General features: G+C 69.1%; 23 protein-coding genes. 7 read left to right on the top strand and 16 right to left on the bottom strand.

Annotation, left to right across the window (positions count from 1 at the left end; all coding sequences use genetic code 11):
- Nucleotides 1–249: 249 nt before the first annotated feature.
- A complete protein-coding gene (locus ACF8NF_RS19115; RefSeq protein ID WP_223275305.1) occupies nucleotides 250–1,254 on the top strand; it encodes a fimbrial protein in 1,005 nt (334 codons plus the stop codon).
- Nucleotides 1,255–1,346: 92 nt separating this feature from the next.
- Here the strand turns inward: ACF8NF_RS19115 and ACF8NF_RS19120 are convergent, their stop codons facing one another.
- From ACF8NF_RS19120 to ACF8NF_RS19140, 5 genes are all read right to left on the bottom strand, one after another.
- On the bottom strand, nucleotides 1,347–2,303 hold the full coding sequence (locus ACF8NF_RS19120; protein WP_063328434.1) for a tripartite tricarboxylate transporter substrate binding protein: 957 nt from the start codon (nucleotides 2,301–2,303) through the stop codon (nucleotides 1,347–1,349).
- A gap of 44 nt (nucleotides 2,304–2,347) precedes the next feature.
- Entirely contained in the window at nucleotides 2,348–3,349 is a 1,002-nt protein-coding gene (locus ACF8NF_RS19125; RefSeq protein WP_016450801.1) for a tripartite tricarboxylate transporter substrate binding protein, read from the bottom strand.
- Nucleotides 3,350–3,414: 65 nt separating this feature from the next.
- Nucleotides 3,415–4,467 (bottom strand): hydroxyacid dehydrogenase, encoded by a 1,053-nt coding sequence (locus ACF8NF_RS19130; protein WP_203400373.1) that lies wholly within the window; start codon nucleotides 4,465–4,467, stop codon nucleotides 3,415–3,417.
- Nucleotides 4,467–5,144 carry an RraA family protein gene (locus tag ACF8NF_RS19135; RefSeq protein ID WP_046986565.1) on the bottom strand — a complete coding sequence of 226 codons (678 nt, stop codon included), beginning with the start codon at nucleotides 5,142–5,144 and terminating at the stop codon, nucleotides 4,467–4,469. Before ACF8NF_RS19135 ends, ACF8NF_RS19130 begins: the two co-directional genes overlap by 1 nt.
- A gap of 59 nt (nucleotides 5,145–5,203) precedes the next feature.
- Nucleotides 5,204–6,445, bottom strand: a complete 1,242-nt coding sequence (locus ACF8NF_RS19140; protein ID WP_244387796.1) for an alpha-hydroxy acid oxidase — start codon at nucleotides 6,443–6,445, stop codon at nucleotides 5,204–5,206.
- Nucleotides 6,446–6,528: 83 nt separating this feature from the next.
- On the opposite strand from ACF8NF_RS19140, the gene ACF8NF_RS19145 reads away from it, so the two are divergent.
- Nucleotides 6,529–7,449: a LysR family transcriptional regulator gene (locus ACF8NF_RS19145; protein WP_070080863.1), complete on the top strand. Its 921-nt coding sequence runs from the start codon at nucleotides 6,529–6,531 to the stop codon at nucleotides 7,447–7,449.
- Nucleotides 7,450–7,468: 19 nt separating this feature from the next.
- Here ACF8NF_RS19145 and ACF8NF_RS19150 read toward each other — a convergent pair whose 3' ends face one another.
- Complete coding sequence (locus ACF8NF_RS19150; RefSeq protein WP_034363346.1) at nucleotides 7,469–8,632, bottom strand: hypothetical protein; 1,164 nt, start codon at nucleotides 8,630–8,632, stop codon at nucleotides 7,469–7,471.
- Nucleotides 8,633–8,693: 61 nt separating this feature from the next.
- Between ACF8NF_RS19150 and ACF8NF_RS19155 the strand changes: the two genes are divergently transcribed.
- On the top strand, nucleotides 8,694–8,885 hold the full coding sequence (locus tag ACF8NF_RS19155) for an oxidoreductase-like domain-containing protein (RefSeq protein ID WP_016452671.1): 192 nt from the start codon (nucleotides 8,694–8,696) through the stop codon (nucleotides 8,883–8,885).
- A 23-nt stretch (nucleotides 8,886–8,908) separates the two neighbouring features.
- On the opposite strand, the gene ACF8NF_RS19160 is transcribed toward ACF8NF_RS19155, so the two are convergent.
- From ACF8NF_RS19160 to ACF8NF_RS19175, 4 genes are all read right to left on the bottom strand, one after another.
- Nucleotides 8,909–9,379, bottom strand: a complete 471-nt coding sequence (locus tag ACF8NF_RS19160) for a RidA family protein (protein WP_012207603.1) — start codon at nucleotides 9,377–9,379, stop codon at nucleotides 8,909–8,911.
- A gap of 68 nt (nucleotides 9,380–9,447) precedes the next feature.
- Nucleotides 9,448–10,263 (bottom strand): ABC transporter permease, encoded by an 816-nt coding sequence (locus tag ACF8NF_RS19165; protein WP_392451042.1) that lies wholly within the window; start codon nucleotides 10,261–10,263, stop codon nucleotides 9,448–9,450.
- 5 nt (nucleotides 10,264–10,268) lie between these two features.
- On the bottom strand, nucleotides 10,269–11,108 hold the full coding sequence (locus tag ACF8NF_RS19170; RefSeq protein WP_244387793.1) for an ABC transporter permease: 840 nt from the start codon (nucleotides 11,106–11,108) through the stop codon (nucleotides 10,269–10,271).
- Nucleotides 11,109–11,114: 6 nt separating this feature from the next.
- The gene (locus tag ACF8NF_RS19175; protein ID WP_034363343.1) at nucleotides 11,115–11,975 is read right to left on the bottom strand and encodes an ATP-binding cassette domain-containing protein; all 861 of its coding nucleotides are present in this window, start codon (nucleotides 11,973–11,975) and stop codon (nucleotides 11,115–11,117) included.
- A gap of 158 nt (nucleotides 11,976–12,133) precedes the next feature.
- On the opposite strand from ACF8NF_RS19175, the gene ACF8NF_RS19180 reads away from it, so the two are divergent.
- The gene (locus tag ACF8NF_RS19180; protein ID WP_244387792.1) at nucleotides 12,134–13,918 is read left to right on the top strand and encodes a monovalent cation:proton antiporter-2 (CPA2) family protein; all 1,785 of its coding nucleotides are present in this window, start codon (nucleotides 12,134–12,136) and stop codon (nucleotides 13,916–13,918) included.
- Between the two features lie 33 nt (nucleotides 13,919–13,951).
- Here ACF8NF_RS19180 and ACF8NF_RS19185 read toward each other — a convergent pair whose 3' ends face one another.
- The 5 genes from ACF8NF_RS19185 to ACF8NF_RS19205 all read right to left on the bottom strand — a co-directional run bounded on the left by ACF8NF_RS19185 (nucleotide 13,952) and on the right by ACF8NF_RS19205 (nucleotide 19,787).
- A complete protein-coding gene (locus ACF8NF_RS19185) occupies nucleotides 13,952–14,341 on the bottom strand; it encodes a VOC family protein (protein ID WP_012207608.1) in 390 nt (129 codons plus the stop codon).
- 66 nt (nucleotides 14,342–14,407) lie between these two features.
- The gene (locus tag ACF8NF_RS19190) at nucleotides 14,408–14,761 is read right to left on the bottom strand and encodes an energy transducer TonB (RefSeq protein WP_034363341.1); all 354 of its coding nucleotides are present in this window, start codon (nucleotides 14,759–14,761) and stop codon (nucleotides 14,408–14,410) included.
- 79 nt (nucleotides 14,762–14,840) lie between these two features.
- The gene (locus ACF8NF_RS19195) at nucleotides 14,841–17,195 is read right to left on the bottom strand and encodes a helicase C-terminal domain-containing protein (protein WP_244387791.1); all 2,355 of its coding nucleotides are present in this window, start codon (nucleotides 17,193–17,195) and stop codon (nucleotides 14,841–14,843) included.
- Nucleotides 17,192–18,865 carry a VRR-NUC domain-containing protein gene (locus tag ACF8NF_RS19200; protein WP_392451043.1) on the bottom strand — a complete coding sequence of 558 codons (1,674 nt, stop codon included), beginning with the start codon at nucleotides 18,863–18,865 and terminating at the stop codon, nucleotides 17,192–17,194. The genes ACF8NF_RS19195 and ACF8NF_RS19200 overlap by 4 nt, the downstream gene beginning before the upstream one ends.
- A 109-nt stretch (nucleotides 18,866–18,974) precedes the next feature.
- Nucleotides 18,975–19,787, bottom strand: a complete 813-nt coding sequence (locus tag ACF8NF_RS19205; protein WP_083393616.1) for an SDR family NAD(P)-dependent oxidoreductase — start codon at nucleotides 19,785–19,787, stop codon at nucleotides 18,975–18,977.
- A 150-nt stretch (nucleotides 19,788–19,937) separates the two neighbouring features.
- Between ACF8NF_RS19205 and ACF8NF_RS19210 the strand changes: the two genes are divergently transcribed.
- Together ACF8NF_RS19210 and ACF8NF_RS19215 are read left to right on the top strand one after the other, a co-directional pair.
- The gene (locus tag ACF8NF_RS19210; protein ID WP_016448366.1) at nucleotides 19,938–20,141 is read left to right on the top strand and encodes a type II toxin-antitoxin system VapB family antitoxin; all 204 of its coding nucleotides are present in this window, start codon (nucleotides 19,938–19,940) and stop codon (nucleotides 20,139–20,141) included.
- On the top strand, nucleotides 20,138–20,518 hold the full coding sequence (locus ACF8NF_RS19215; RefSeq protein WP_016448367.1) for a type II toxin-antitoxin system VapC family toxin: 381 nt from the start codon (nucleotides 20,138–20,140) through the stop codon (nucleotides 20,516–20,518). Before ACF8NF_RS19210 ends, ACF8NF_RS19215 begins: the two co-directional genes overlap by 4 nt.
- A 77-nt stretch (nucleotides 20,519–20,595) precedes the next feature.
- On the opposite strand, the gene ACF8NF_RS19220 is transcribed toward ACF8NF_RS19215, so the two are convergent.
- Nucleotides 20,596–21,348, bottom strand: a complete 753-nt coding sequence (locus ACF8NF_RS19220; RefSeq protein ID WP_392451044.1) for a response regulator transcription factor — start codon at nucleotides 21,346–21,348, stop codon at nucleotides 20,596–20,598.
- A gap of 229 nt (nucleotides 21,349–21,577) precedes the next feature.
- Here ACF8NF_RS19220 and ACF8NF_RS19225 point away from each other — a divergent pair, with 229 nt between their 5' ends.
- Nucleotides 21,578–23,164: an Ig-like domain repeat protein gene (locus tag ACF8NF_RS19225; protein ID WP_277849004.1), complete on the top strand. Its 1,587-nt coding sequence runs from the start codon at nucleotides 21,578–21,580 to the stop codon at nucleotides 23,162–23,164.
- The last annotated feature ends 29 nt before the right edge of the window (nucleotides 23,165–23,193 follow it).

A 23,193-nucleotide genomic window follows, 5' to 3' on the forward strand; every position in this document is an offset into this window, starting at 1 on the left:
TTGCAAAGGCGTCGCCCGTGGTGGCCGTGCCCAGGCGGCCGCCCACGTCGTTGGCGCCGCTTGCGCCAGGTGTGCCGCAGGCCGGACCCGGTGGCCATGCCGCGCAACAGCAGCGGACGGAACACGGCATTGGAGTCATGAAAAAGCATTGCCAATATCAGAATGATCCTATGGATTTCCATCAATCATAGGAATAGACTTTGGAGCGCGCCCATCAAACTCTCCTGCATCGTTTCCGGTTTCATTCATATGAAAAAAATCAGATATTTTCTCATTACGGCAACGCTTTGCTTTTCTGTAAGCTCCATTTATGGAGGCATATTTACCCCGGCGTCGTCCACCATCCAATTACCGGAAATCATCAACGTTCCCGCAGGAAATATCATGAATGGATCAGTGCTATGGGAATCGCCCATGGTCAAATCCACCCTCGACACAATTTCCTACAGTGTGCTTTCGGGGCCATCTTCAGAAATATGGCCCCAAATCATGAACGCCACTACGCTGGACGGCGATATCTACTCCACATCTTTGCGCGGAATAGGAATCCGTTGGCGTGCCATATGGAAAGCCAGGAATTTCCCCAATGGCAAAACCATGTCCATCACCACTACGTCCAACAATGCAGGAGCCACGGGATGGCTAAGGAATGATGTACATGAGCAAACCATATGGATGCAACTCATCAAGACAGGCGCCGTTCAATCGGGCACTTTCAGCGTCAGCAGCTATTCATCCGCCCGGTTTGACTGCAATAGCCTTTGCAATAACTGGATCGTGAAGGCGACCGGCAGCACCGTGGTGCGCACAGGCGCCAGTTGCCGGGTGAAGACGAGCAACATCGCCGTGAACCTGCAGCGAATCAACAGGTCACTGTTCAACGGGATAGGCGCTACCTCCGCGCCCCAGCCATTCGATCTGGAACTGATATGCACCGGGGGCGAAGCCAATTCCACCCTGCGCCCGTTCGTCACGCTCACGGATGCCAACGATGCCGCCAACCGCTCCGATGTGCTGACGGTGACCGGAGGGGCTGCCGGCATCGGCATCCAGATCCGCAGCAGCGACAAGGTCATCAGCTACGGCGAGGACTCCGCCAACTTCGGCAATCCCAACCAGTGGCAGGCGGGCACCATCACCCCAAACACCAGCAACCACGTGATTCCATTGACGGCGCGCTATGTCCAGACCCAGCCCTCCGTCACCACGGGCCTGGCCAACGGACGGGCCACCTTCACGCTCAACTACCAGTGACCTGCCAGTGACCTGCAAGTGACACGCTGGCTGCATTGCGGCTGCGCAGGCGCCCGTGCCGATCCTGCGTGGCCGCCCGCACCCGGCTGCGCTCACTCGGCTCTGGCCCCCGACACCCGCACCTGCTCGGCCGCCACGGGCATCTGCTCGCGCACGAAGCGCCAGAACGCGTCCACGCCCATGGGCTTGACGGGCAGCGAGCCTTGGTCGATGAACTGCTTTTGCACCTCGGGATTGCGCAGCGCCGTGGCCAGTGCGCCGTTCAGGCGCTCCAGCGCCGCGCGCGGCGTGCCGGCCGGGGCAACCAGGCCGTACCAGGAGTCGGTGTAGAAGCCCTTGACGCCTGCTTCCTCGAACGTGGGTACATCGGGCAGGGCCGGCAGGCGCTGGCGTGAGGCCACGGCCAGGGCGCGCAGCTTGCCTGAACGGATGAAGGGGATGGCACCGGTGGTGAGCACGAAGTCCACGCGGCCCGCCATCAGGTCGGTCATGGCCGGGGCCGTGCCCTTGTAGGGGATGTGGGTGACATCCACGCCCGTGAGCTGCTTGAAGCTGGCGCCGGCCAGATGCTGGCTGGAGCCCACGCCGCCCGAGCCGTAGTTGAGCTGGCCCGGCCTGGCGCGCGCCGCCTCCAGCAGATCGTTGACCGAGCGCAGCGGCGAGGCCACGGGCACCAGCAGCACGCTGGGCGAGGTGGTGATCATGCCGATGGGCGCGAAGTCCTTGAGCGGGTCGTGGTTGAGCTTGGCGTAGAGCGCGGAGTTCAGGCCGTGCGAGGCCACGGTGGCCAGCATGATGGTGTTGCCATCGGGCCTTGCGCGGGCTGCCGCGTCGCTGCCCAGGTTGCCGCCCGCGCCGGCCCGGTTGTCGATGGTGATGGGCTGGCCCAGGGCCTCGCTCATGCGCGTGGCCGCCAGCCGCGCCACGTTGTCGGAAGGGCCGCCCGCAGGCCAGCCCACGATGAGGGTGATGGGGCCTTGCGCCAGCGCGGGCAGGGCCAGTGTGCACAGGGTGAGCGCAGCCAGGCTGCGGCGCGACAGAGGGGTCATGGCAGTCGTCCTTGTCCATTCAAAGGTTTGCATGGCCAGGGCCTTCAGGGCTTGCCGTCCTGCCAGGGCATTTCGGTCCAGAGCTTGCGAAAGCCGGCCTCGGTGCGCTCCAGCTCGGCCGCGTAGGCGGGCGGTGCCAGGTAGCGCAGCGGCGCGTACATGGCCTCGGCCTGCTGCCTGAACTGCGGGTCGGCCGCGATGGCGGCCACGGCATCGACCAGCTTTTTGCGCACGCCTTCGGGCAAGCCCTTGGGCGCTGCCAGGCCGCGCAGGGAGGCCAGCTCGATATCGATGCCCTGCTCCTTGAACGTAGGCACCTGCGGCGCCAGCGAGCTGCGCGCGGCCGACATCTGGCCCAGCAGGCGGATGGGAGTTCCGCCCTTCTGGTAGGCCAGCACCTCGCCCACGTTGATGGCGCCGATGGTGATCTGCTGGCCCGTGGCGGCGGCGCGCACCTCGCCCGCGCCCTTGTAGGGCACATGGGTGAGCTGCGTGCCGGTGGCCTTGGCGAACAGCAGCATGGCCAGGTGGTCGTCCGAGCCCGTGCCCGTGGTGCCCACGGTCACGGCGCCGGGGTTGGCCCGGGCGTAGGCGGCCAGGCCGGCCAGCGTGGTGATGGCGTTGCTGTTGTGGATGGCAAAGCCGCCCGGGTCGTCCACCAGGTTGCCCAGCAGGTCGTACTGGCTCCAGTGGAAGCTGCTCTTGCGCTCGATGGGGATGGTCAGCACGTTGGGCGTGTTGATGAAGCCGATGGTGTAGCCGTCCGGCTTGGCCCGCGCCAGTTCGCCAAAGCCGATGCCGCCGCCCGCGCCGGGGCGGTTGAGCACGACCACGCTGCCGCCCAGCTTCTTTTCCAGATGGCGAGCCAGCAGCCGCGCCACCAGGTCGGTGCCGCCGCCGGGCCCGTAGGCCACGATCATCTCGATGTTGCGCGAGGGATAGGGGGCCTCGCCCTGAGTCTGGGTCTGAGCCTGGGCCAGGGCCGGCAGCGCCATGCAGGCGGCGGCCAGGCCTGCGCACAATGCGCGCCTTGCTTGCTGTGTCATCTTTGTCTCCTGGGTCGCCTCTTGCAGTGGTCTGAGAGGCTTTGTAGTCATGGTGAGGGAAGCGGCTAACGGGACGGGGAACGGGACGGGTCCAAGGCCCGGGCGATGCGCTCGCGCGCATGCGGCCAGACCTCGGGATTGACCAGGCGCGCGGGCCGCTGGCCGTCGGCCAGCAACTGCACGATCTGGGTGGCGGCCAGCTCGGCGTTGTTGCGCCGGGCCTCGTGCGTGACACCGGCGGTGTGGAAGGTGGCCACCACCTGGGGCAGGGCCAGCAGCGGATGGGAGGCGGGCGGCGGCTCCTGGTCCCAGACATCGAGCCCGGCGCCGGCCAGGTGGCCGCTGGCCAGGGCGGCGTGCAGGGCGGCCTCGTCATGGATACCGCCGCGCGCCGTGCTCACGAAAACGGCGCCCGGCTTCATGGCCGCAAAGGCAGCGGCGTTCATGAGCCCCAGCGTGGAGGCATCGCGCGGGCAGTGCAGGGAGACGATGTCAGCGCGCTGCAGCAGTTCGTCGAAGCCGACGGCCTCGGCCCCGCGCGCCGCCAGGCCGGCTGCGTCGTAGGCCGGGTCGCAGCCGATCACCTGCATGCCGAAGGCCCGGCCCAGGGCCGCGACGCGGCTGCCGGCCTCGCCCACGCCCACCAGGCCCAGGGTGCGGCCGCGCAGCTCGTGGCCCATCACGTCCTCGCGGCTGAAGCCCCGGGCAGGGGCGCGCAGCAGGCGGTCGGATTCGTTGATGCGGCGCAGCACGGACAGCATCAGCCCGATGGCCATCTCAGCCACCGAATCCGCGTTGCCGCCCGACTGGTTCATCACGGCCACGCCGGCGCGCGTGCAGGCCTCGATATCGATGGTGTCGCAGCCCGAGCCGCTGGAGGACACGGCCAGCAGATCGGGGCAGCGCGCCAGCAGGTCCGCCGTGGCGAACCAGTGGCGCGGCAGCTCGTCCTTGGCGGCCGTGATCTGGTAGACCTGTGCGCCGGCCAGGGCCTGCCAGGCGGCGGCATCGTCGCCCTCGCGCCGGCAGGTGACCAGTTGCACGCCAGGCGCGGCCGAGACGATGCGGTCGAAGGCCGCGTCCAGCCAGTAGTCGAAACGGACAACGCGGCGGTCCATCACAGCACCCCCTTGGCGGCCAGCGTGCGCACCACCCAGGAGCGGTCGGCGCGGCCTGCGGCAATGGCGGCAAGCACGTCGGCCTCGTCGCGCTGTATGGCCTCCACGCGGTCGGCAATGGCGGCGGCCTCGGCGGCGGGCACGGCCAGCAGGCCGTCGCCGTCGCCCAGCACCAGGTCGCCCGGGTGGACGACCATGCCGTCGATGCTGACGGGCACATGCAGCTCGCCGGGGCCGTCCTTGTAGGGACCACGGTGCGAGACGCCGCGCGCATACACGGGCAGGCCGTGCTGGCCGATGGTGTCGCTGTCGCGGATCAGCCCGTCGATGACGATGCCGGCCGCGCCGCGCGCCATCATCAGCGCCAGCATGATCTCGCCAATGATGGCGTTGGGACCGGCGCCGCCCGCGTCCACCACGATCACGTCGCCGGGGCCGCAGATGTCGATGGCCTGGTGCACCATGAGGTTGTCGCCGGGCCGCGTGCGCACGGTCAGCGCACGGCCCACCAGCGGCCCCTGGCGGCGATGGAAGGGCCGCAGCGCCGAGGTGCCCGTGGTGCGGCTCATGGCGTCGCTGACATTGGCGACCGGAAAGCCGCGGTAGCGCTGCAGCAGCGCATCGCCAAGGGCGGCCTCGGGCCGGGCGTGGATATGGAATCCGGGAATCTTGCTCACTGCTGTGTCTCCGTCTGTGTCTGTGTCTGTTGTCTGTGTCGATACCGTTGTCTTGCCGCTCAGAACGCATCCCAGGCCTGCGCGTGGCGCACGCAGGCCGGCGTGATCTGGTCCAGGCGCGTGGCACCCAGCATGGCCATGTCGCGCAGCACCTCCTCGCGCAGCAGGGCCATGGCGTGGGCCACGCCCGCCGGCCCGGCCACCGAGGCCGCGTAGTTGAAGGGCCGGCCCACGAACACGCAGCGCGCGCCCAGGGCCAGGGCCTTGAGCACATCGGTGCCCCGGCGCACGCCGCTGTCCAGCATCACCGGCAGGCCGGGCACGGCGCGCACGATGCCGGGCAGCACGCGCAGCGGTGCCACGGCGCCGTCGAGCTGGCGCCCGCCGTGGTTGGAGACGATGAGGCCGTCGGCGCCGTGATCGCGCGCCAGCACGGCGTCTGCGGCCGAAAGAATGCCCTTGACCACGAGCTGCCCCTGCCAGCGCTGGCGGATGGCGGCCAGATGCGGCCAGGCCAGGTGGGAGCGGTCCGAGAAGTCGCGCATCACGCTGGCCGACAGGATGGGCGCGCCCCGGTGCGCATAGTTGTTCTCGAAATGCGGCATGCCGTGGCGCCACAGGGTCTTGAGAAAGCTGCCGAACAGCCAGCGCGGATGGCTGATGCCCTGCCAGGCCAGGCCCGGCCCGGGCCGCAGCGGCGTGGAGAAACCGGCGCGCACATTGTTCTCGCGGTTGGCGGCCACGGGCGTGTCCACCGTGATCACCAGGGTCTGCACGCCGGCGGCGGCCACGCGGTCCAGCAGCGCATCGATCTGGCCCTGGTCACCCGGCAGGTAGGCCTGGAACCAAGTGTGGGGCGCGGCCGCCATCACCTCCTCCAGCCGGATCAGCGAGGAGCCGCTCATGATGGCCGGCACGCCCGCCTGCTGTGCGGCCTGGGCCAGCACCAGGTCGCCCCGGTAGGCCGACAGCGCGGCAATGCCCATGGGCGCCACGCCGAAGGGCGCTTCGTAGCGGCGCCCGAACAGCTCGAAGGAGGGGTCGCGCTGCGCCACGCCCACCAGCGCGCGCGGCACGAAGGCCAGCTCGGCAAAGACGCGGCGGTTGTCCGCCAGCGAGGCGTTGTCCTCCACCGCCCCGCTGATGTAGGCATGGATGGGGCGCGGCAGATGGCGCCGCGCCAGCCGCTCGAAATCGTCAAGCGACAGCACGCCGCGCAGGCGGCGCGGCGGCCGGGCAGGGGCTGGTGCAGCAGCTGCGGAAGCGGTGGCGGTGGTGGAGGGGACGTTGTTGGCAGGCATTGCCGGCCAATGTAGAAGGGCCAACCTGCAAAGAAAAGCGAAATAAATAGGAATCGATATTTCGATTTTGGAAGAATGTCGCCATGACCCTCAAACAGCTCGAAGCCTTCTACTGGGCCGCCACCTGCCTGAACTTCAGCGTGGCGGCCGACCGCGTGCACCTGTCGGTCTCATCGCTGTCCAAGCGCATTGCGGAGCTGGAGGCTTCGCTGGGCGTGCAGCTGTTCGACCGCAGCGGCCGCGCCGCCGAACTCACGCCCCAGGGCGAGCAGCTGCTGCCGCGCATCCGCGAGCTGCTGCACGGCGCCGCCCAGCTGCGCGAGGCGGCGGGCCGCAGCGTGGGCCTGCAGGGCCGCTGCCGCATCGGCTTTGGCGAACTCAGCGGCCTGACCTGGCTGCCCCGGCTGGTGCAGAAGGTGGCCGAGCTGCACCCCGACCTGCAGCTGGAGCCCCACACCGACATCGGCCAGGTGCTGGAGCAGCGCATCGTCGATGGCGAGCTGGACTGCGTGGTCATCGCCGGGCCATCGTCGCGCAGCAGCCTGGCCTTCGAGCAGGTCGCCCAGGTGCGCTTCGTCTGGGCCGCCAGCGACGACTTCATCGCCCGCGCCGGCACCGGCCTGCCCCGGCGCCTGGTGCGCGAGCAACTGCTGATCGCCCTGCCCACCGGCTCGGGCGCCACGCGCACGCTGGACGACTGGCTGGGCCGCCACGGCCTGGCCGTGGAGCGGCGTCTTTCCTGCAACAGCTGGGGCGCCGTGGTGGGCATGGTGGTGGACGGCCTGGGCTTCACCTACATGCCCGAGCAATGGGCCCTGGCCCTGCAGCAACGCGGCCGCCTGCGCGTGCTGGACGGCGGCGCCGAGGCCGCAAAGCACAGCGCGCTGGCCCCGCTGACCTACACCGTGCAATGGCGCCGCGACGATGCACGGCCGCTGATCACGGAAATGCGCGAGATCATCCGCAGCGTGATCGATTTCCCGGCGCCGCGCTGTTTGAGTTGATCAGACGGAAAGCGTGCCGTCAGCCCACGGTATCCGGCTCCCGCGGCAGATCCTCCATCACCCACGGAGCCTCTTCAATGCGCGCCAGCAGTGCCAGCGTGGCCTGTCGCAGCGCATGCAGCCTGTCCGGCTCCAGCGCCCCCTCGACGATGGCCTCCACATGGAGGTTGCCTTCCTTGAAGCGCAGCGTCACTCCGTCCATCACCACGGCGTACATTTCCCCGACCGCTTCCTGGACCGGCGGGGCAACCGTCTCATCGATCCGGTAGAGCAGGTCCAGCGCCTCGAAGTCAGGCGCGTCACCCAGGCCCTCGATCGTTGGCAGATTCAGGTGCTTGTATTTGCGCAGTGAATGCGCAAGCCGCATGCTCATGAGCCGGTTGCCTTTGCCATCGGCACGCCGCATGGCCCAACGCTGCCAGGGCCTGCGGGTCAATCGCCGCCACTCGCCGGTCACTGTGTCCAGCGACCAGTCGTCGATGTTCTCGGGCGTCAGGCATTGCTCGCCAAACCAACGCTCGCCACCGCTCACCACGATGGTTCTCCCATCGCCTGCCAGACAGGCCTCATGCTGATAGATCCAGCCGGGCGCCTCGCCATGCGTGGGAACCGCCTCGATGCGCATGCTGTCCAGCAGCAACTTGTACACCCGCGTCATCCCCGGCATGCGCTGGTGCCGGTAGCCCAGGCCGCCAATGATGAAGATGGCGTCACCCACCAGCGTGGCGCTGTGGAAATCGGTGGGAGGGAAGGCATCGTCCGGGTAGCCGTGGATGGCGATGCCGCCATTCGCGTCGATGACGATGACATCGTTGTAGATGAAGAAGTCGGGATCGCAGCTGTCTTCGTGCTCGCCGCCGATGTGCACGACCCGGCCATCGGCCAGCACCGTCTCGCTCTTGCCATACCGGGCAAAGCACCACATGGGCCCTTGCGCAAAGGGCGACGGTCCACGCAGAAGTTCGTTCGCGCCATAGGCGCTCCAGCGCGTGCGCACCATCCAGTGCCACAGCGGATTGTCCTGCCGCGTCGGGTTCAGCGCTCCGACCCGGGGCGAGCGCCAGAGGGCAAGATCCCGCACGGCTTCCTCGGGCGGCGGCTCGGCCTTTCTGCGTTCGGCGGCGTCCTCCTCAGCGAGAAATTGCGCAATCTCATCCTGTTTGCTCTGATCGCCAGCCTGCATGGCCTGCCTCCTCAAAAACCGTACAAAACAACGCCACAAGCAGCGCGAGACAATCGAGCCCATGACCACCGCGCCGATTCCAGATTCCGCCGACCCCATGCCCCAACCGCCCGAGCAGCCCGACCTGGACGCCTGCTGCGGCAATGGCTGCGACCCCTGCATCTTCGACAGCTATGACCTGGCCATGGACGAGTACCGCCAGGCGCTGCGGGCCTGGAAGGCGCGCAACGAAACGCCGGCGGGCCAGGGATAGGAATAGGGATAGGGGTAGCGCGATCAGTCCACGCGGGCGATCAGGTCCAGCTCCACGGCCGCACCCTTGGGCAGCTGCAGCACGCCCACCGAAGTGCGCGTGTGGGCACCCACGGGGCCCAGCACCCGGGCGATGAGGTCGGAGGCGCCATCGGCCACCTCGCTTTGCTGGGTGAAATCGGGCGCCGAGCGCACATAGACGGTGATGCGTGCAACGGCGCGCACGGCATCGAGCGAGCCGGCCGCGCGCTGCACGAAGGCCAGGGCCCGCATGGCACAGATGGCGGCGGCCGTTCTGGCCGATGCCAGGTCGATCCCGGCGCCGACCGTCCCCACGTAGAGCACTTCATCGCCCACGCGGGGAATCTGCCCGCTGACGAACAGCTGCTGGCCGTCGCGCACGACGGGGCTGTAGTTGCCGCCTATCTTGATCTCGCCATCGAAGCGGTGGCCGAGCTCAAGGGCGGCCTGGGCGAAGCGTTCATCTGCTGTCATGGTCTGGTGTCCGGAGTAAGGCAAGCGCGCAGTCTAGAGCCTGTGGTGCACCGGCGCCTGCGGCGGCTTCAACTGCCCGTGGACGCGTAATGCTTCACCCCCATGCGCCAGGCGCCCGAGGCCAGCCAGAGGAAGGCAAAGCCGGCCAGCGGCGAGACCCAGCCCAGCCAGGCTGGTGCGCCCAGCGGGTCGGGCTTGCCCAGCACAGCCAGCGCCGGGTAGTAGGCCACGCAGGCCAGCGGCACGGCGAAGGTCAACAGGCGGCGAAACCACTGCGCGTACAGGGCCAGCGGGTACTGGGCGGCCTCGACGCTGCCGTAGCTCAGCACATTGGCGGCTTCCAGGCTTTCCACGGTCCAGAACGAGAGCGCACCCTGCAGCACCAGGATGCCCAGGAACAGCGCCACGCCGCCCGCCACGGCGAACAGCGCCACGGCGACGGCCTGGGGCGTCCACGCCACGGCGCCCTGGGCCGTGGCAAAGCCCAGCACCAGCAGGCCCTGCAGCAGGCGGCCCAGGCGGCTGATGCGCACGTCATGGCCCATGAGCTGCAGCCACACGGGGCGCGGGCGCAGCAGCAGGCGGTCGAAGGCGCCCGTGCGCAGGAACTGCGTGCCCAGCACGTCGAAGCCCCGGCCCAGCGCATCGGCCAGGGCGAACATGCAGTTCACCAGGCCATAGAACACGGCCACTTCGCCGATGCGCCAGCCCTGCACCTCGCCAAACCGGTGGAACAGCGCCCAGACGGCGATGACCTCGATGCCCGTGACCAGGAACTGGCCCAGGGTCAGCATCAGCGCCGAGGCCGGGTAGCGCGCCTGCCCGCCCAGCGAGGCCAGCGCCAGGCGCAGGAACATGGACAGCGATCCTTTGTGCTTGGCCATGGTCTTCACCCTCCCTGCACTTCGAGCCGGCGCATGGTGCGCGCCATGGCCGCGCGGCCCAGGGCCACGATCACGGCAATCCACAACACCTGCAGCGCCAGGCAGGCCAGCATCTGCGCGCCGGCCATCTGGCCGAAATAGATGCGCGCAGGGATGTCCATCACGCCCGCCAGCGGCTGCAGCAGCAGCGCGGCCTGCCAGGCGTCGGGCATCAGCGCCAGCGGCAGCAGGTTGCCCGACAGCACGATGACCACGGGCGCGGCCAGCGTGTTGATGCCTTTTTCATTGAGCGCGGCGGCAGCGGCAACGTTCAGCAGCATGACCAGTGCCGTGGACAGCAGCAACGCCAGCAGCATGGAGGCGGCAAAGCCCAGGCCTGCGGCCCAGCCGGCCGGCGGCTGCCAGCCCCAGGCGCCCAGCCCCGTCAGCGGCAGGGCCAGCCCTGCAAACGCCACCATCAGCGCCACGCGCGGCAGCACGCGCGCGGCGATCCAGCCAGCCGAGCGCACGAACCACAGCGCATAGGCATCCACGGGCCGCAGCCGGTCATAGGCGATGGCGCCCGTGCGCACGGCCAATGCCACGTCGGGGTCGCCGCTCCAGGGCAGCAGCGCGAACAGGCCCTGCGCCAGCCAGGTGTAGGTGATGGCGTGCTCCAGCGAGATGGGCGCGCCGGCCGATGCCGAGGCACTGCCGTAGAACGCCGCCAGCACCATGGTCTTGATGGCGCCCCACCAGCACTGCGTGGCAAAGCCCGCGTAGGCGGCCGTGCGGTACTGCAGCATCACCAGGAACCGCGATGCAAAGGCCGCCACATAGGGGCGCAGGAGTTCACGCAGCGTCATGCCGGCTCAGCCTTCGGCCGCTCCGTGCATGGCGTAGAAGCGGGCGATCACGGCCTCGATGGCCATGTCTTCTCCATTGCCTTCGCCATCACCACCTCCACGCCCCTCGCCCTGCGCTGCCACCACCTGGGCGCGCAGCGCATCGACCGCGCAGTCGGCCAGCACGCGGCCATGGCCGATGACGATCACGCGCCGCGCCAGCGCCTCGATGTCGTGCATGTCATGCGTGGTCAGCAGCACCGTGGTGCCGCGCTCGCGGTTGGCGCGCAGCACGAACTCGCGCACGGCCAGCTTGGAGGGTGCGTCCAGGCCGATGGTGGGCTCGTCCAGGAACAGGATCTCGGGCTCGTGCAGCAGGGCCGCGGCGATCTCGGCGCGCATGCGCTGGCCCAGGGACAGCTGGCGCACGGGCTGGTCCAGCACGCGCTCCAAGTTCAGCAGCGCCACCAGCTCGTCGCGCGTGCGCCCGTAGCGTGCGGGATCGACGCGGTACAGGTCGCGCAGCAGGTTGAAGCCATCGCCCACGGGCAGGTCCCACCACAGCTGCGAGCGCTGCCCGAAGACCACGCCGATGCGGCCCACATGGCGCTGGCGGTCGGCGAAGGGGTCGCGCCCGTCCACCTCCACGCGCCCGCCATCGGGCCGCAGGATGCCCGACAGGATCTTGATGGTGGTGGACTTGCCCGCGCCGTTGGGGCCGATGAAGCCCAGCAGCTCACCACGCTCCAGCGCAAACGACACGCCATCCAGCGCCTGCACCGTGCGATGGCGCGGATGCACCAGCGCGCGCAGCGCGCCCATCACGCCGGGGCCGCGCTCATGGATGCGGTAGGTCTTGCGGAGGTCGTGGACGAGGATCTGGGGCATGGCGCTGGGCGGTGAGGTAAGCGCAGAGAGGGGCACAGAGGGTGGCACAGAGGGGGCGCGATTCTACACAGGCCCGGGCTTTGCTATCCTGCGCGCAAATTCGCGGATGGAAATCCGCCTTGCCGCACGCACGCACGCACGCACAAAGGAAACACAACATGGCCGCTGAAGGCAATGCAAGCCAGCTCGTAGGAATCGTCACGCTGCTGGGGGCCGCCGTGGTGGCCGTGCCGCTGTTCAAGCGGCTGGGCCTGGGCGCCGTGCTCGGCTACCTGGCCGCCGGGCTGGCCATAGGCCCCTACGGGCTGGGCCTGGTGACGGACGCGCAGACCATCCTGCACGTGGCCGAGCTGGGCGTGGTGATGTTTCTCTTCGTCATCGGGCTGGAGATGAAGCCTTCGCACCTGTGGGACCTGCGCGGCCAGATCTTCGGGCTGGGCAGCCTGCAGGTGGTGGTGTGCGCGCTGCTGCTCACGGGCGTGGGCATGGCCTTCGGCTTTCCGTGGCAGGTGGCCTTCGTGAGCGGCGCGGGCTTCGTGCTGACCTCCACGGCCATCGTCATGCAGGTGCTGGCCGAGCGTGGCGACATCCTGGCGCCGCGCGGCCAGCGCATCGTCTCCATCCTGCTGTTCGAGGACCTGCTCATCGTGCCGCTGCTGGCCGCCGTGGCCTTTCTGGCGCCGGCCGATGCGGCGCCCGTGGCCACCTCGCCCCTGTGGCAACGCGCGGGCGTGGCCCTGCTGTCGCTGGGCGCGCTGGTGGGCGCGGGCCTGTGGCTGCTGAACCCGCTGTTCCGCATCCTGGCCAAGGCCAAGGCGCGCGAGGTGATGACGGCCGCCGCGCTGCTGGTGGTGCTGGGCGCCGCCCTGCTGATGGAGATGGGCGGCCTGTCCATGGCCATGGGCGCCTTCGTGGCGGGCGTGCTGCTGTCCGAATCCTCGTTCCGCCACCAGCTGGAGGCCGATGTGGAGCCCTTCCGCGGCCTGCTGCTGGGCCTGTTCTTCCTGGGCGTGGGCATGGCGCTGAACCTGGAGGTGGTGGCGCTGAACTGGCGCATCGTGGGCATGGGCGTGGTGGCGCTGATGCTGGGCAAGGCGCTGTGCATCTACGCCGTGGCCCGCGTGGCGCGCAGCAGCCATGCCGATGCGCTGGACCGCGCCATCCTCATGGCCCAGGGCGGGGAGTTCGCCTTCGTGCTGTTTGCCGAGGCGCTCAAGCTCAAGGTGCTCAGCCCCGAGGTGCATGCCAACATGACGGCCATCGTCGTGATGTCCATGGCCATCACGCCGCTGGTGGTGCTGCTGCACAAGCGCCTGGCCGGCGCCCAGGCCGTGTCGCTGGACGGCGTGGAGGCGCCGCAGGACCTGCGCGGCAACGTGCTGGTCATCGGCTTCGGCCGCGTGGGCCAGATCGCCAGCCAGGGGCCGCTGGCGCATGGGGCCAGGCTGTCCATCATCGACAACGACCCCGACGTGATCCGCAACGCCGAGCCCTACGGCTTCAAGGTCTACTTCGGCGACGGCGCGCGCGCCGACATCCTGCATGCGGCCGGCGCCAGCCATGCCAGCGCCATCCTGGTCTGCGTGGACAGCAAGGCCGCCGCCACGCGCATCGTGGAGAACGTGCGCCACGAATGCCCGCACGCCCGCCTCATCGTGCGCGCCTATGACCGCGAGCACGCGCTGGAGCTCATCCAGAAGGACGCCGACCATGTCGTGCGCGAGAGCTTCGAGTCCGCCCTGCTCATGGGCCGCCACGCCGTGCTGGCCCTGGGCGCCACCGAGGACGAGGCCCGGACGCTGGAGTCCGAAGTGCGCGGCCGCGACACCGAGCGCTTTGCGCTGGAGACCGCCGGCGGCACCTTTGCGGGGCGCGCCCTGCTGCTGGGCAACATCGAGCGCATCGATCCGCCCCGGCACGACAAGCCCACCGCCAGGGACTGAGCGCGCAAGGGCCGCAGGGGCCGCAGGCCCCGCTCAATGCCGCTGGTTGATCTGTATGAGATTGCCGCAGGTGTCGTCGAACACCGCAATCGTGACCGGCCCCAGATGCGTCGGCGGCCTGGTGAAGCGCACGCCGGCCGCGCTCAGGCGCTCGTACTCGGCCTGCACGTCGTCCACGCCGAAGAAGGTGGCCGGCACGCCGTCGGCATGCAGGGCGGTCTTGAACGGCCTGGCGGCCGGGTGCATGTCGGGTTCGAGCAGCAGCTCCACGCCATCGGCATCACCGGGCGATGTCAGGGTGAGCCAGCGCGCATCGCCGCCCATGGGAATGTCGTGCTTGAGAACGAAGCCGAGCACGTCGCGGTAGAAGGCCAGGGCCTTGTCCTGGTCGTCGACGAGCACGCTGGTGATGACGATCTTCATGGAATGCTCCTTGTGTCGCTGCGCAGGGCACGCACCGGGTACACACCTGCCACCACCGGCATGCCGCTATTTCAGCAGGAAGGTGACGGGCACGCGCGTCCACATGCTGTCCGGCACGCCGTCGCGCGTGCCGGGGACAAAGCGCCACGTCCGCACGGCGTCCAGCGCCTCCTGGTCGAGCAGAGGATAGCCGCTGCTGTCTGCCACATCCACGGCCAGTGCCTTTCCGCTGGCGCCCACCAGAACCCGCAGCACCACCTTGCCTTCCTGCTCCAGCCGCCTGGCTTCCTTGGGATAGGCCGGCGCCTTGTTCTCGCTGGCCTGCCTGTCGGGCACAGGCTGCATCACGCCTGCCCAAGCCGGGCCGCCGGCCAGCAGGCCCAGGGTCAATGCAAGGATGGCGCAGCGCATGCGGGACATTCGGAAGGCTCCTGGATGGGGACGGGATGGGGGACTGGATGGGTATGGGATGGCAGTCGCGGACTGGTGCGGCCCCGGATCATCGCATGCCCTCCACCCGCCACCAGCGCGGCAGCAGCGCCTGCACCTCGCCGCGCCGATAGCGGTCGTCGATGAGAAAGACCACGCCGCGGTCGCGCTCGCTGCGGATGACGCGGCCTGCGGCCTGGACCACCTTGCGCAGGCCCGGGTAGAGATAGCTGTAGTCATAGCCCTTGTCCGCGCCGAACTGGCGGTCCATGGCGCGCTTCATCTCTTCGTTCACGGGATTGACCTGGGGCAGGCCCAGCGTGGCCACGAAGGCGCCGATGAGCCGCTCGCCGGGCAGGTCCACGCCCTCGGAGAACGCCCCGCCCAGCACGGCAAAGCCCACGCCCTGCCCGGCTTCGGTGAAGCGGGCCAGGAAGGCCGCGCGGCCCTCTCCGTCCATGGACGGGGTCTGCAGCCAGACCGGCAGATCGGGATGGGCGCGCTGCAGGCATTCGGCCACGCGCTGTAGGTAGTCGAAGCTGCTGAAAAAGCACAGGTAGTTGCCGGGCCGGCGCGCGTACTGCGCGGCCACCAGGTCGGCGATGGGCCGCAGCGAACGGTCGCGGTCGCGGTAGCGCGTGGAGATGTGGCCGGCCACCTGCACATCGAGCTGGTCGGCCTGGAAGGGCGAGTCGGCCTCCAGCCAGTGCGTGCCTTCGGGCAGGCCCAGGATGTCGCGGTAGAAGTGCGGCGGGCTCAGCGTGCCCGAGAACAGCACCGAGGCATGGGCCGCCGCATGGCGTGCCGCCAGGTGGGGCGCGGGCACCACGCAGCGTATGCACAGCGTGGAGGCCGGTGTGCGACGGGGGCCTGAGCGCCCGGGCAGCAGGTGGACATCGAACAGCGCATGGCCGCCGAACTGCTCGGCCAGCGCCATGAACTGCAGCGCCTCCCAGTAGAAATCCAGCACCGGGTCGCCGGGCAGCATGGGGCTGTCGGCATTGGCGTCGGCGATGGCGGCCACGGCGCGCTGCACGGCGCCCAGCAGGCCTGCGGGCACTTCCTCATGGGCCTGGTAGCTGGCGGTCTGCTCCCTGTTCAGCGCGCTCCAGCTGCGGCTGAGCCGGTCCAGCGCCTTGCGCACGGCACCGGTGGCCGACTTGCGGGCGGCCGCCAGGGCGAACTGCGACAGCTCGGCCGTGTACATGCGGCGCGCGCGTTCGAGCAGGTTGTGGGCCTCGTCCACCAGCACGCCCACCTTCCATTGCTGGGCCTGGGTGAGCGCGTACAGCATGGCGGCGCTGTCGTAGAAGTAGTGGTAGTCGGCCACGACCACGTCGCTCCAGCGCACCAGTTCCTGGGCCAGGTAGTAGGGGCAGATGTCATGCGCCAGGGCGACGGCACGCACGGCAGGCGGGTCCCAGGGCGCCTGCTGCAGCGCGGCGGCGCGCGCGGCGGGCAGGCGGTCGAAGAAGCCGCGCGCCAGCGGGCAGGAGTCGCCGTGGCAGGCCTTGTCGGGATGCTCGCAGGCCTTGTCGCGCGCCAGGATGGCGAGCACGCGCAACCTTGCGGGTGGCGAGGGTGGCGAGGGCGGAGGTTGTGGCGCAGCCGGTTCCTGCGGCGGTGGCTGGTGCTGCTCGGCAATCTGCCGGTTCACGCTGGCCAGCGCCTGCAGCGCCAGGCCATGGCCCGTGCCCTTGGCCGTGAGGAAGAACAGCCTGTCCAGGCCCTGGTCCGGCATGGCCTTGAGCATGGGGAAGATGGTACCCAGCGTCTTGCCGATGCCCGTGGGCGCCTGCGCCATCAGGCACTGGCCGCCCTGCTGCGCGCGCGCCACGCGGTAGACGGCCACGGCCAGCTCGCGCTGGCCCGCGCGAAAGTCCTGCATGGGAAAGCGCAGCGCGGCCAGCGCCGCCTCGCGCGCCGTGCGGTGGGCGGCCTCGCTGCGCGCCCAGTCCAGGAACAGCGCGCATTGCTGCTCGAAGAAGGCGCGCAGCGTGGCCGCGTCTTCCTCCTGCACCAGCACGGTTTCCTCCGAGTTGCCCACGTTGAAATACACCAGGGCCACGCGCAGCCGCTGCAGGCCGCGCGCCTGGCACAGCAGATGGGCGTAGATGCGCGCCTGGGCCCAGTGCAGGGCGCGGTGATGGGCGCGCACGCCCTCGATCTGGCCCCGGTAGGTCTTGATTTCCTCCAGCTGGCCGGCCTGGAGGTCGAAGCCGTCGGCGCGGCCGCGCACGCGCAGGTCGCCGTATTCACCGGCCAGACTGATCTCGGTCTCGTAGTCCTTGCCCCTGCGCGACTGCACCAGGCTGTGGCCGGCCATGCCCTCCAGCGCGCTGGGCGCGGGTGTGAAGCGCAGGTCCAGGTCGCCCGCGCGTGCCGTGAACTCGCACAGCGCGCGCACGGCCACGGTGTAGCTCACGCGGCCTCTCCCAGCGGCTGGCCGCGCCACTGCACATGGCACACGCGCACGGGAATGCCGTGCTCGGCACAGTACTGCAGCCAGCGGATCTGGTTGTCCTGCAGCTTGTCGCCGGGGGCCTTGGCCTCGACCAGTTCGTAGCGGCGCTCGGCCGGCCAGAAACGCACCAGATCGGGAAAGCCCGTGCGGTTGGCCTGCACGTCGCGCAGCAGCCGCGCAAAGAACAGCTTGAGGTGGGCGGCTGGAATGCAGTCCAGCGCCAGCGCCAGCAGCGGCGCGCTCAGCGTGCCCCAGAACACGAAGGGTGACTGCAGGCCCTGCTTGTCGGCATGGCGCTGCACGATGACCTCGCGCCAGCTGCCATCGTCCAGATGCGCCAGGCATTCCTCGAACAAGGCTGCGCGGCGCTGCACGAAGTCGGGCGCGGACAGGTCGGCCGGGCCGCTCTGGAACGGGTGGAAGAAAGCGCCCGGCAGCGGCGCGAAGATGGCCGGCCAGCACAGCAGGCCGAACAGCGAGTTGATGAGCGCGTTCTCCACATAGAACACCGGCGCGGCGTCGCTGTGCCAGTGGTCGCGCAGCACGTATTCGACCGATGCGGGCCGGGCCGGCAGGTCCAGCTCCACGTCCATGCGCATCTGCGCCACCACGGGCGCCAGCGCCGCCGCACGCCCGCGCGCGCCCTGCCCCAGGCTGCGGCGCAGGCGCGGCAGCATGCGCGCCACGCGCTGCAGCTCCTCGTCGCTCTCGGGCTGGGCCTGGGCGGCCTGGGCCAGCGCCATGGCATCGGCAAAGCGCTCCATGCGCTCGTACACACGCATGCGCCGGTGGCGGGCGCCGGGGTAGCGGCTTTGCGCATAGGCCTGCTCGGCACGCTCCCAGTCCTGCATGCGCTCGCAGGCCTGGCCTATGCGCAGCAGCACCTTGGCACGGCGCTGCTCCAGCCAGGCATTGCCGCTGGCGCAGCCGGCCACCTGCTGCAGCAGCGCATCGATCTCCACGCCCTCATCCAGCGCCGCGCGGCAGGCCTGCAGGGCCAGGTAGCCATCGACATCGGCACGCGACTGGAAGGCCCGCGACGCCGCATCGAAGGCCACGGCCTCGTAGCGGAACACGCCCAGGTCGGCCAGCACGAATTCCGACCAGTCCTGGTAGAGATTGCCGAAGAACATCAGCCGAAAGCGCTCGCACAGCGCACCCACCATCACGCGCCAGGCGGCTTCGCCGGCTCCGACGCCCTGGTGCCATTGCGCATAGGGCCTGGGCGCCTCATGCAGAGGCTGCAGGGCCTGCAAAAGCTCGGCCTTGCGCAGGCCTGAGTGAACGGGTGCGCCTGCGAACAGCTGCAGCAGCTCGGGCTTGGTGTGCAGCGCAAACAGCTCCTCCAGCGCCATGGGGTGGTCCGCGTCCAGCCAGCCCAGCTCCAGCAGGGGCGCGGCTGCCTCGGCAATGCCGGGAATTTCTTCGTACACCAGCTTGCCGGCCCGAAACCACGGCCCGCGCCGCATCAGCAAACGCACCATCAGCGCCTGCGAGGGCTGGGGCAGCTGCGTGAAACGGGTGAGGAATGCCTGCTCGGGCGCGTCCAGCAGATCGCCGTAACGCTGGCCAATCCAGTCCAGCGCGCGCTGGAAGTTGTGCAGGTAGTAGAAGCGGTGGGGAGGGAGCATGGGCCTGGCAGATCGGGCAGCCAGGCCGCTCGAAAACTGTATCTTTATACAGTCATCATATCAAACCCGGTAGTGCTCACTTCGCGCAACGGACTTGCCCCGGGCAGGCTCATCCGGCCAGGAAGCCGCCATCGGTCGCCAGGCAGTGCCCGACCACAAAGGCCGCCTCGTCCGACATCAGCCAGACCACGGCCGTGGCCACCTCCTGCGGATGGCCCATGCGCCGCAGCGGCAGGCCCGCCGCCACGGCATGCATGTCGGCAATGCCCGAGCCCAGCATCATGTCCGTGACCACGCGGCCAGGGGCAACGGCGTTGATGCGGATGCCGTGCGGCGCGTACTCCATGGCGGCGGCGCGGGTCAGCGACAGGGCCGCAGCCTTGGAGGCGCCGTACAGCGACAGGCCCGGGTTGGGATTGCGTATGCCGCTGACGCTGGTGTTGTTCACGATGGTGCCGCCGCCCGCGGTCAGCATGGCCGCCAGTTCATGGCGCATGGCGTGGAAGACCGCACGCACATTCGTATCGAAGACCTGGGAGAAGACCGCGTCATCCTGCTCGGCCAGCGCGGCGCGCCGCTCCTGGAAGCCCGCATTGTTGAAGGCCGCGTCCAGCCGCCCGAAGCGCGCCACGGCCTGCTCCACCACCGCCGCCATGTCCTCCTGCCGCGTTGCATCGCAGGCCAGGAAAAGGCCGTCTGCTCCCCGTTGCCGGATTTCCTGCTCCAGCTCCAGGCCCAGCTCACGGCGGCGCCCCGTGACCACCACGGCGGCGGCGCCCTCCTCGGCCATGCGCAGGGCGGTGGCCCGGCCTATGCCGCTGGTGGCACCCACCACCAGGCAGACACGCCCCCGGAGCCGCCCCGATGGTGCAAGGGCCGGCAGGGGGCCGGCCAGTTCCAACTGACGCTGCTGCATGTCCATGGCGATGTTCCTTCGCAATTTGGTTGCATGGTACAACCAATAGACTAAAAACACCATTCAGGCAAAGCCGGTGCCATCCCGCGCGGCTCACTTGCAGGGATGCGCCATTGGATGCAAACTTGCTTCAACATTGATGCAATGAGGTCCACCATGAGAACCACGGTCACCATCGACGACGCCTTGTACGAGGAAGCGCTGGAGCTGGCGGAGCCAGAAATGGACAAGGCCGACCTGTTTCGCGAAGCCATCAAGACTTTCGTGAGAGTGCAGGCGGCCAAGCGTCTGGCCGCGCTGGGAGGCTCCGCACCGGACATGCGGGAGATTCCCCGTCGCCCACAGGGCATCGAGCCATGAATCCCGTTCTGGTCGATACCTCGGTCTGGATCGATCACTTCAGGCAGGGCAATCCTCACCTGGCGCAGTTGCTGCAGCAAGACATGGCGCTCATGCATCCCCTGGTGCTGGGTGAACTGGCTTGCGGCACGCCACCGGCACGCGCACGCACGCTCGCGGACCTTCAGCGGCTCAAGCCTGCCCGACAGGCCAGCATGCGCGAAGTGCTGGCCTTGATAGAGCGCGAGCAACTCTTTGGTCTGGGCTGCGGTCTGGTGGACATCACGCTCCTGGCCTCGGCACTCATGTCTTCAGGCGCCAGCCTGTGGTCGCTGGACAAACGCCTGCACGCGCTGGCCCAGCGGTTTGGCATTGCCTGCCGGAGCGTCTTGCCGTAGGGCCGGTTTCCCTGCTTCTCGAAGAGCTGGCCCCGCGCACGGCGCCCGCGCGGGTTCGCACAAGCGCGCGACACGCGCTAGAAATCCGGCCTGCGCATCCTCGACAAGGCATCCTGCCGATTGGCGGCTCCCAGCTTGCGGTAGATGTTTTCCAGGTGCCGCTTCACCGTGCCTGCACGCAACTCCAGCATGGCGGCGATTTCTGCGTTGGTGTTGCCGTTGGCGACCCATTGCAGCACTTCACGTTCGCGCGGGCTCAGCACGTCGGCAGCCGGCGAGCCCGGTGAGAGCGCCTGCCATGCCGCCTGGCTGATTCGCTGCTGCTGGCTCAGGCGCCGCCACTGCGCCTGCGCATGCGGCCCCAGCAAGGTCAGCGCCATGCGCTCCGCCGCGGTGTAGCCGCGCGAGGCGCGTGTGACATTGAGGGTCAGCATCGCGCCGTGGCCCAGTTCCACGTCCAGCGCGAGTCCGTCCTGCTGGCCCACCTGGGAGTAGGCCTGGGCATAGAGCGCCGTCCTCTGCCATTGCCCGCGAGTCAGCAGGTCGGAAATGCTGGCGGCCTGCGTCTGGCGCTGCCGATACAAGGGATTGTCGGCCAGATGCCGGTGCACCGCAGCGTTGACTTCGGAGGAAATGGCCCGCACCGGATCGTAGGCCGTGTAGCCACGGACTTCCGCAATGCCGGAGAAATCCACCACCCGAATGTCACCCGGCACCACCAGGCGCAGCGCGTGCAGCAAATGCGTGGCCAGCGCGTGCAGATCGGGCGCGCCGTGCACCGCGAGGATGGCCTGATTGAGTTGCCCCAGTTGCTGCGTTGACAGGGTCATGTCGCGAAATCCAATGGCGTGCTCGAGGTGCTGGCGATAGGTGGGCCGGCTGAGGCCGCATTTTCAGGCCTGCGATGTGCCGTCGGCACATTTTCACGATCTTCGCAGAAAGCTAAGGTCACGCGGTCCGCAACAACAGCGCGCGGGTCTGCCCGGGACACGCAGCGCAACGGGAGGAACCGTGCACGCTTTTCTTCACAGACCCCTTCGACGCCTCCGGCTTCTGGCAGTGCCTGGCGCGCTGTGCAGCCTCCTGGCACTCAATGGCCAGGCCGCGACCATCGTGGTCAATACCACGGACAACACGCCCGGTGCAGCGGACTGCAGCCTGAATGAGGCATTGACCAGTGCCCAGATGGATGACGGCAGTTGGGGCAACGGCGCATGCATATCGGGCAATGGCGCGGACACCATCGTGTTCGACCCGGCCGTCTTTCCGGCAGGCAGCCTCACCGCCATTGCATTGGCAGGCCATTCCATCGACCTCAACTTCACCACCTCGGACATCACGATCGACGGGGACCAGCGGGTGGCGCTCGATGGGGGCAATGCCTCCCGCCTGGTGTCGGCCCAGGGCAGCGGTGTCCAGCTCACGCTGCGCGGCCTGACACTGCGCGGCGGGCAGACCGCCGCCGGTGAAGACGGCGGCGCCATCTACCTGGACAACGGCGTCACCCTGCGCCTGGAGCGCAGCGTGGTGCAGGACAGCACGGCCGGCATCAACGGCGGGGGACTGTACAGCCGCGACAGCACGGTGACCATCGTGGACAGTGTGTTCAGCGGCAACCAGGCAGGGGGACAGGGCGGTGCCATCTACAGCACGGGCAGCGGCTCGCTGACGGTGGAGCGCAGCCGCCTGTCCGGCAACACGGCCCGCACGCTGGGCGGGGGCCTGCGCAGCGGGGTGCCGACCACCATGACCGACAGCACCGTCACCGGCAACGTGCTGGTGTCTCCGGGCTCGGGTGCCGGCGTCTCGTTCACGCTCACCCGCCCCCGCACACTCCACGGCAACCAGATCACGAACAACGCGCCCGGCAACAACTGTGGCGGCGAAACGTTCACGGGGACGGGCAATCGCTACTGGCCGGCCAGCGATACCAGTTGCCCGGCGGCGGCAGGTGCCATCGCCAAAGCGCCGCAGGCCATCACCTTCACCACGGCACCACCGGCCGGCGCACGGGTGGGGGATACCTATGACGTGGCCGCCGTCGGAGGCGCCTCGGGAAACCCCGTCATGTTCGCCGTGGATGCATTGACCGCGGCGATCTGCAGCGCCTCCGGCAGCACCATCCGCTTCCAGGCCGCAGGGACATGCACGATCAACGCCAGCCAGCTCGGCGATGTGGACCATGACGCGGCTCCGCAGGCGGTGCAGATGGCGGCGGTGGGACAGGGCCCCTCCCGTGTCACGCTGACCTCCAGCGCCAATCCCTCGCGCTCCGGGCAGTCGCTGTCCTTCTCCGTGGTGGTCGCACCCGATGTCTCCCTGGGCACCGCCGCCGTCCCGACGGGAACGGTCGAAATCCTGGCTGGCGGCCTGTCGCTGGGCACGGCAGGTTTGTCCAATGCCAGGGCCATCATCGCCACCACCCAACTGACGGCGGCCGGCCCGCATGCCATCGTGGCCCGGTACGGCGGCGATGCGAACTATCTCGCCGCGGACAGCGGCGCATGGACCCAGACCGTGGAGCCCGCAGCCCCGGCCCCGGCCACAGCCACCCCCGTGCCCGCGCTGGGCCCCTGGGGAGTGCTGCTGTGCGCCGTGCTGACGGGATGGGCAGGACTGCGGCTGCGCCGCGTGCACGGCACCTGATGCAGCACCTGATGCCGCCGCCTGCCCGC

Origin of the sequence: Delftia sp. WSY_22 (genome assembly GCF_043104185.1) — a bacterium.
Classification (GTDB): domain Bacteria; phylum Pseudomonadota; class Gammaproteobacteria; order Burkholderiales; family Burkholderiaceae_C; genus Comamonas; species Comamonas tsuruhatensis.

What these genes read in the sequence shown, in the direction of transcription:
- ACF8NF_RS19215 (WP_016448367.1), top strand. Translation starts at nt 20,138, where the DNA reads ATGAATCCCGTTCTGGTCGATACCTCGGTCTGGATCGATCACTTCAGG.
- ACF8NF_RS19145 (WP_070080863.1), top strand. Translation starts at nt 6,529, where the DNA reads ATGACCCTCAAACAGCTCGAAGCCTTCTACTGGGCCGCCACCTGCCTG.
- ACF8NF_RS19180 (WP_244387792.1), top strand. Translation starts at nt 12,134, where the DNA reads ATGGCCGCTGAAGGCAATGCAAGCCAGCTCGTAGGAATCGTCACGCTG.
- ACF8NF_RS19155 (WP_016452671.1), top strand. Translation starts at nt 8,694, where the DNA reads ATGACCACCGCGCCGATTCCAGATTCCGCCGACCCCATGCCCCAACCG.
- ACF8NF_RS19205 (WP_083393616.1), bottom strand. Translation starts at nt 19,787, where the DNA reads ATGGACATGCAGCAGCGTCAGTTGGAACTGGCCGGCCCCCTGCCGGCC.
- ACF8NF_RS19120 (WP_063328434.1), bottom strand. Translation starts at nt 2,303, where the DNA reads ATGACCCCTCTGTCGCGCCGCAGCCTGGCTGCGCTCACCCTGTGCACA.
- ACF8NF_RS19150 (WP_034363346.1), bottom strand. Translation starts at nt 8,632, where the DNA reads ATGCAGGCTGGCGATCAGAGCAAACAGGATGAGATTGCGCAATTTCTC.
- ACF8NF_RS19130 (WP_203400373.1), bottom strand. Translation starts at nt 4,467, where the DNA reads ATGGACCGCCGCGTTGTCCGTTTCGACTACTGGCTGGACGCGGCCTTC.
- ACF8NF_RS19190 (WP_034363341.1), bottom strand. Translation starts at nt 14,761, where the DNA reads ATGTCCCGCATGCGCTGCGCCATCCTTGCATTGACCCTGGGCCTGCTG.
- ACF8NF_RS19170 (WP_244387793.1), bottom strand. Translation starts at nt 11,108, where the DNA reads ATGACGCTGCGTGAACTCCTGCGCCCCTATGTGGCGGCCTTTGCATCG.
- ACF8NF_RS19220 (WP_392451044.1), bottom strand. Translation starts at nt 21,348, where the DNA reads ATGACCCTGTCAACGCAGCAACTGGGGCAACTCAATCAGGCCATCCTC.
- ACF8NF_RS19175 (WP_034363343.1), bottom strand. Translation starts at nt 11,975, where the DNA reads ATGCCCCAGATCCTCGTCCACGACCTCCGCAAGACCTACCGCATCCAT.
- ACF8NF_RS19140 (WP_244387796.1), bottom strand. Translation starts at nt 6,445, where the DNA reads ATGCCTGCCAACAACGTCCCCTCCACCACCGCCACCGCTTCCGCAGCT.
- ACF8NF_RS19165 (WP_392451042.1), bottom strand. Translation starts at nt 10,263, where the DNA reads ATGGCCAAGCACAAAGGATCGCTGTCCATGTTCCTGCGCCTGGCGCTG.
- ACF8NF_RS19160 (WP_012207603.1), bottom strand. Translation starts at nt 9,379, where the DNA reads ATGACAGCAGATGAACGCTTCGCCCAGGCCGCCCTTGAGCTCGGCCAC.
- ACF8NF_RS19200 (WP_392451043.1), bottom strand. Translation starts at nt 18,865, where the DNA reads ATGCTCCCTCCCCACCGCTTCTACTACCTGCACAACTTCCAGCGCGCG.
- ACF8NF_RS19210 (WP_016448366.1), top strand. Translation starts at nt 19,938, where the DNA reads ATGAGAACCACGGTCACCATCGACGACGCCTTGTACGAGGAAGCGCTG.
- ACF8NF_RS19115 (WP_223275305.1), top strand. Translation starts at nt 250, where the DNA reads ATGAAAAAAATCAGATATTTTCTCATTACGGCAACGCTTTGCTTTTCT.
- ACF8NF_RS19185 (WP_012207608.1), bottom strand. Translation starts at nt 14,341, where the DNA reads ATGAAGATCGTCATCACCAGCGTGCTCGTCGACGACCAGGACAAGGCC.
- ACF8NF_RS19125 (WP_016450801.1), bottom strand. Translation starts at nt 3,349, where the DNA reads ATGACACAGCAAGCAAGGCGCGCATTGTGCGCAGGCCTGGCCGCCGCC.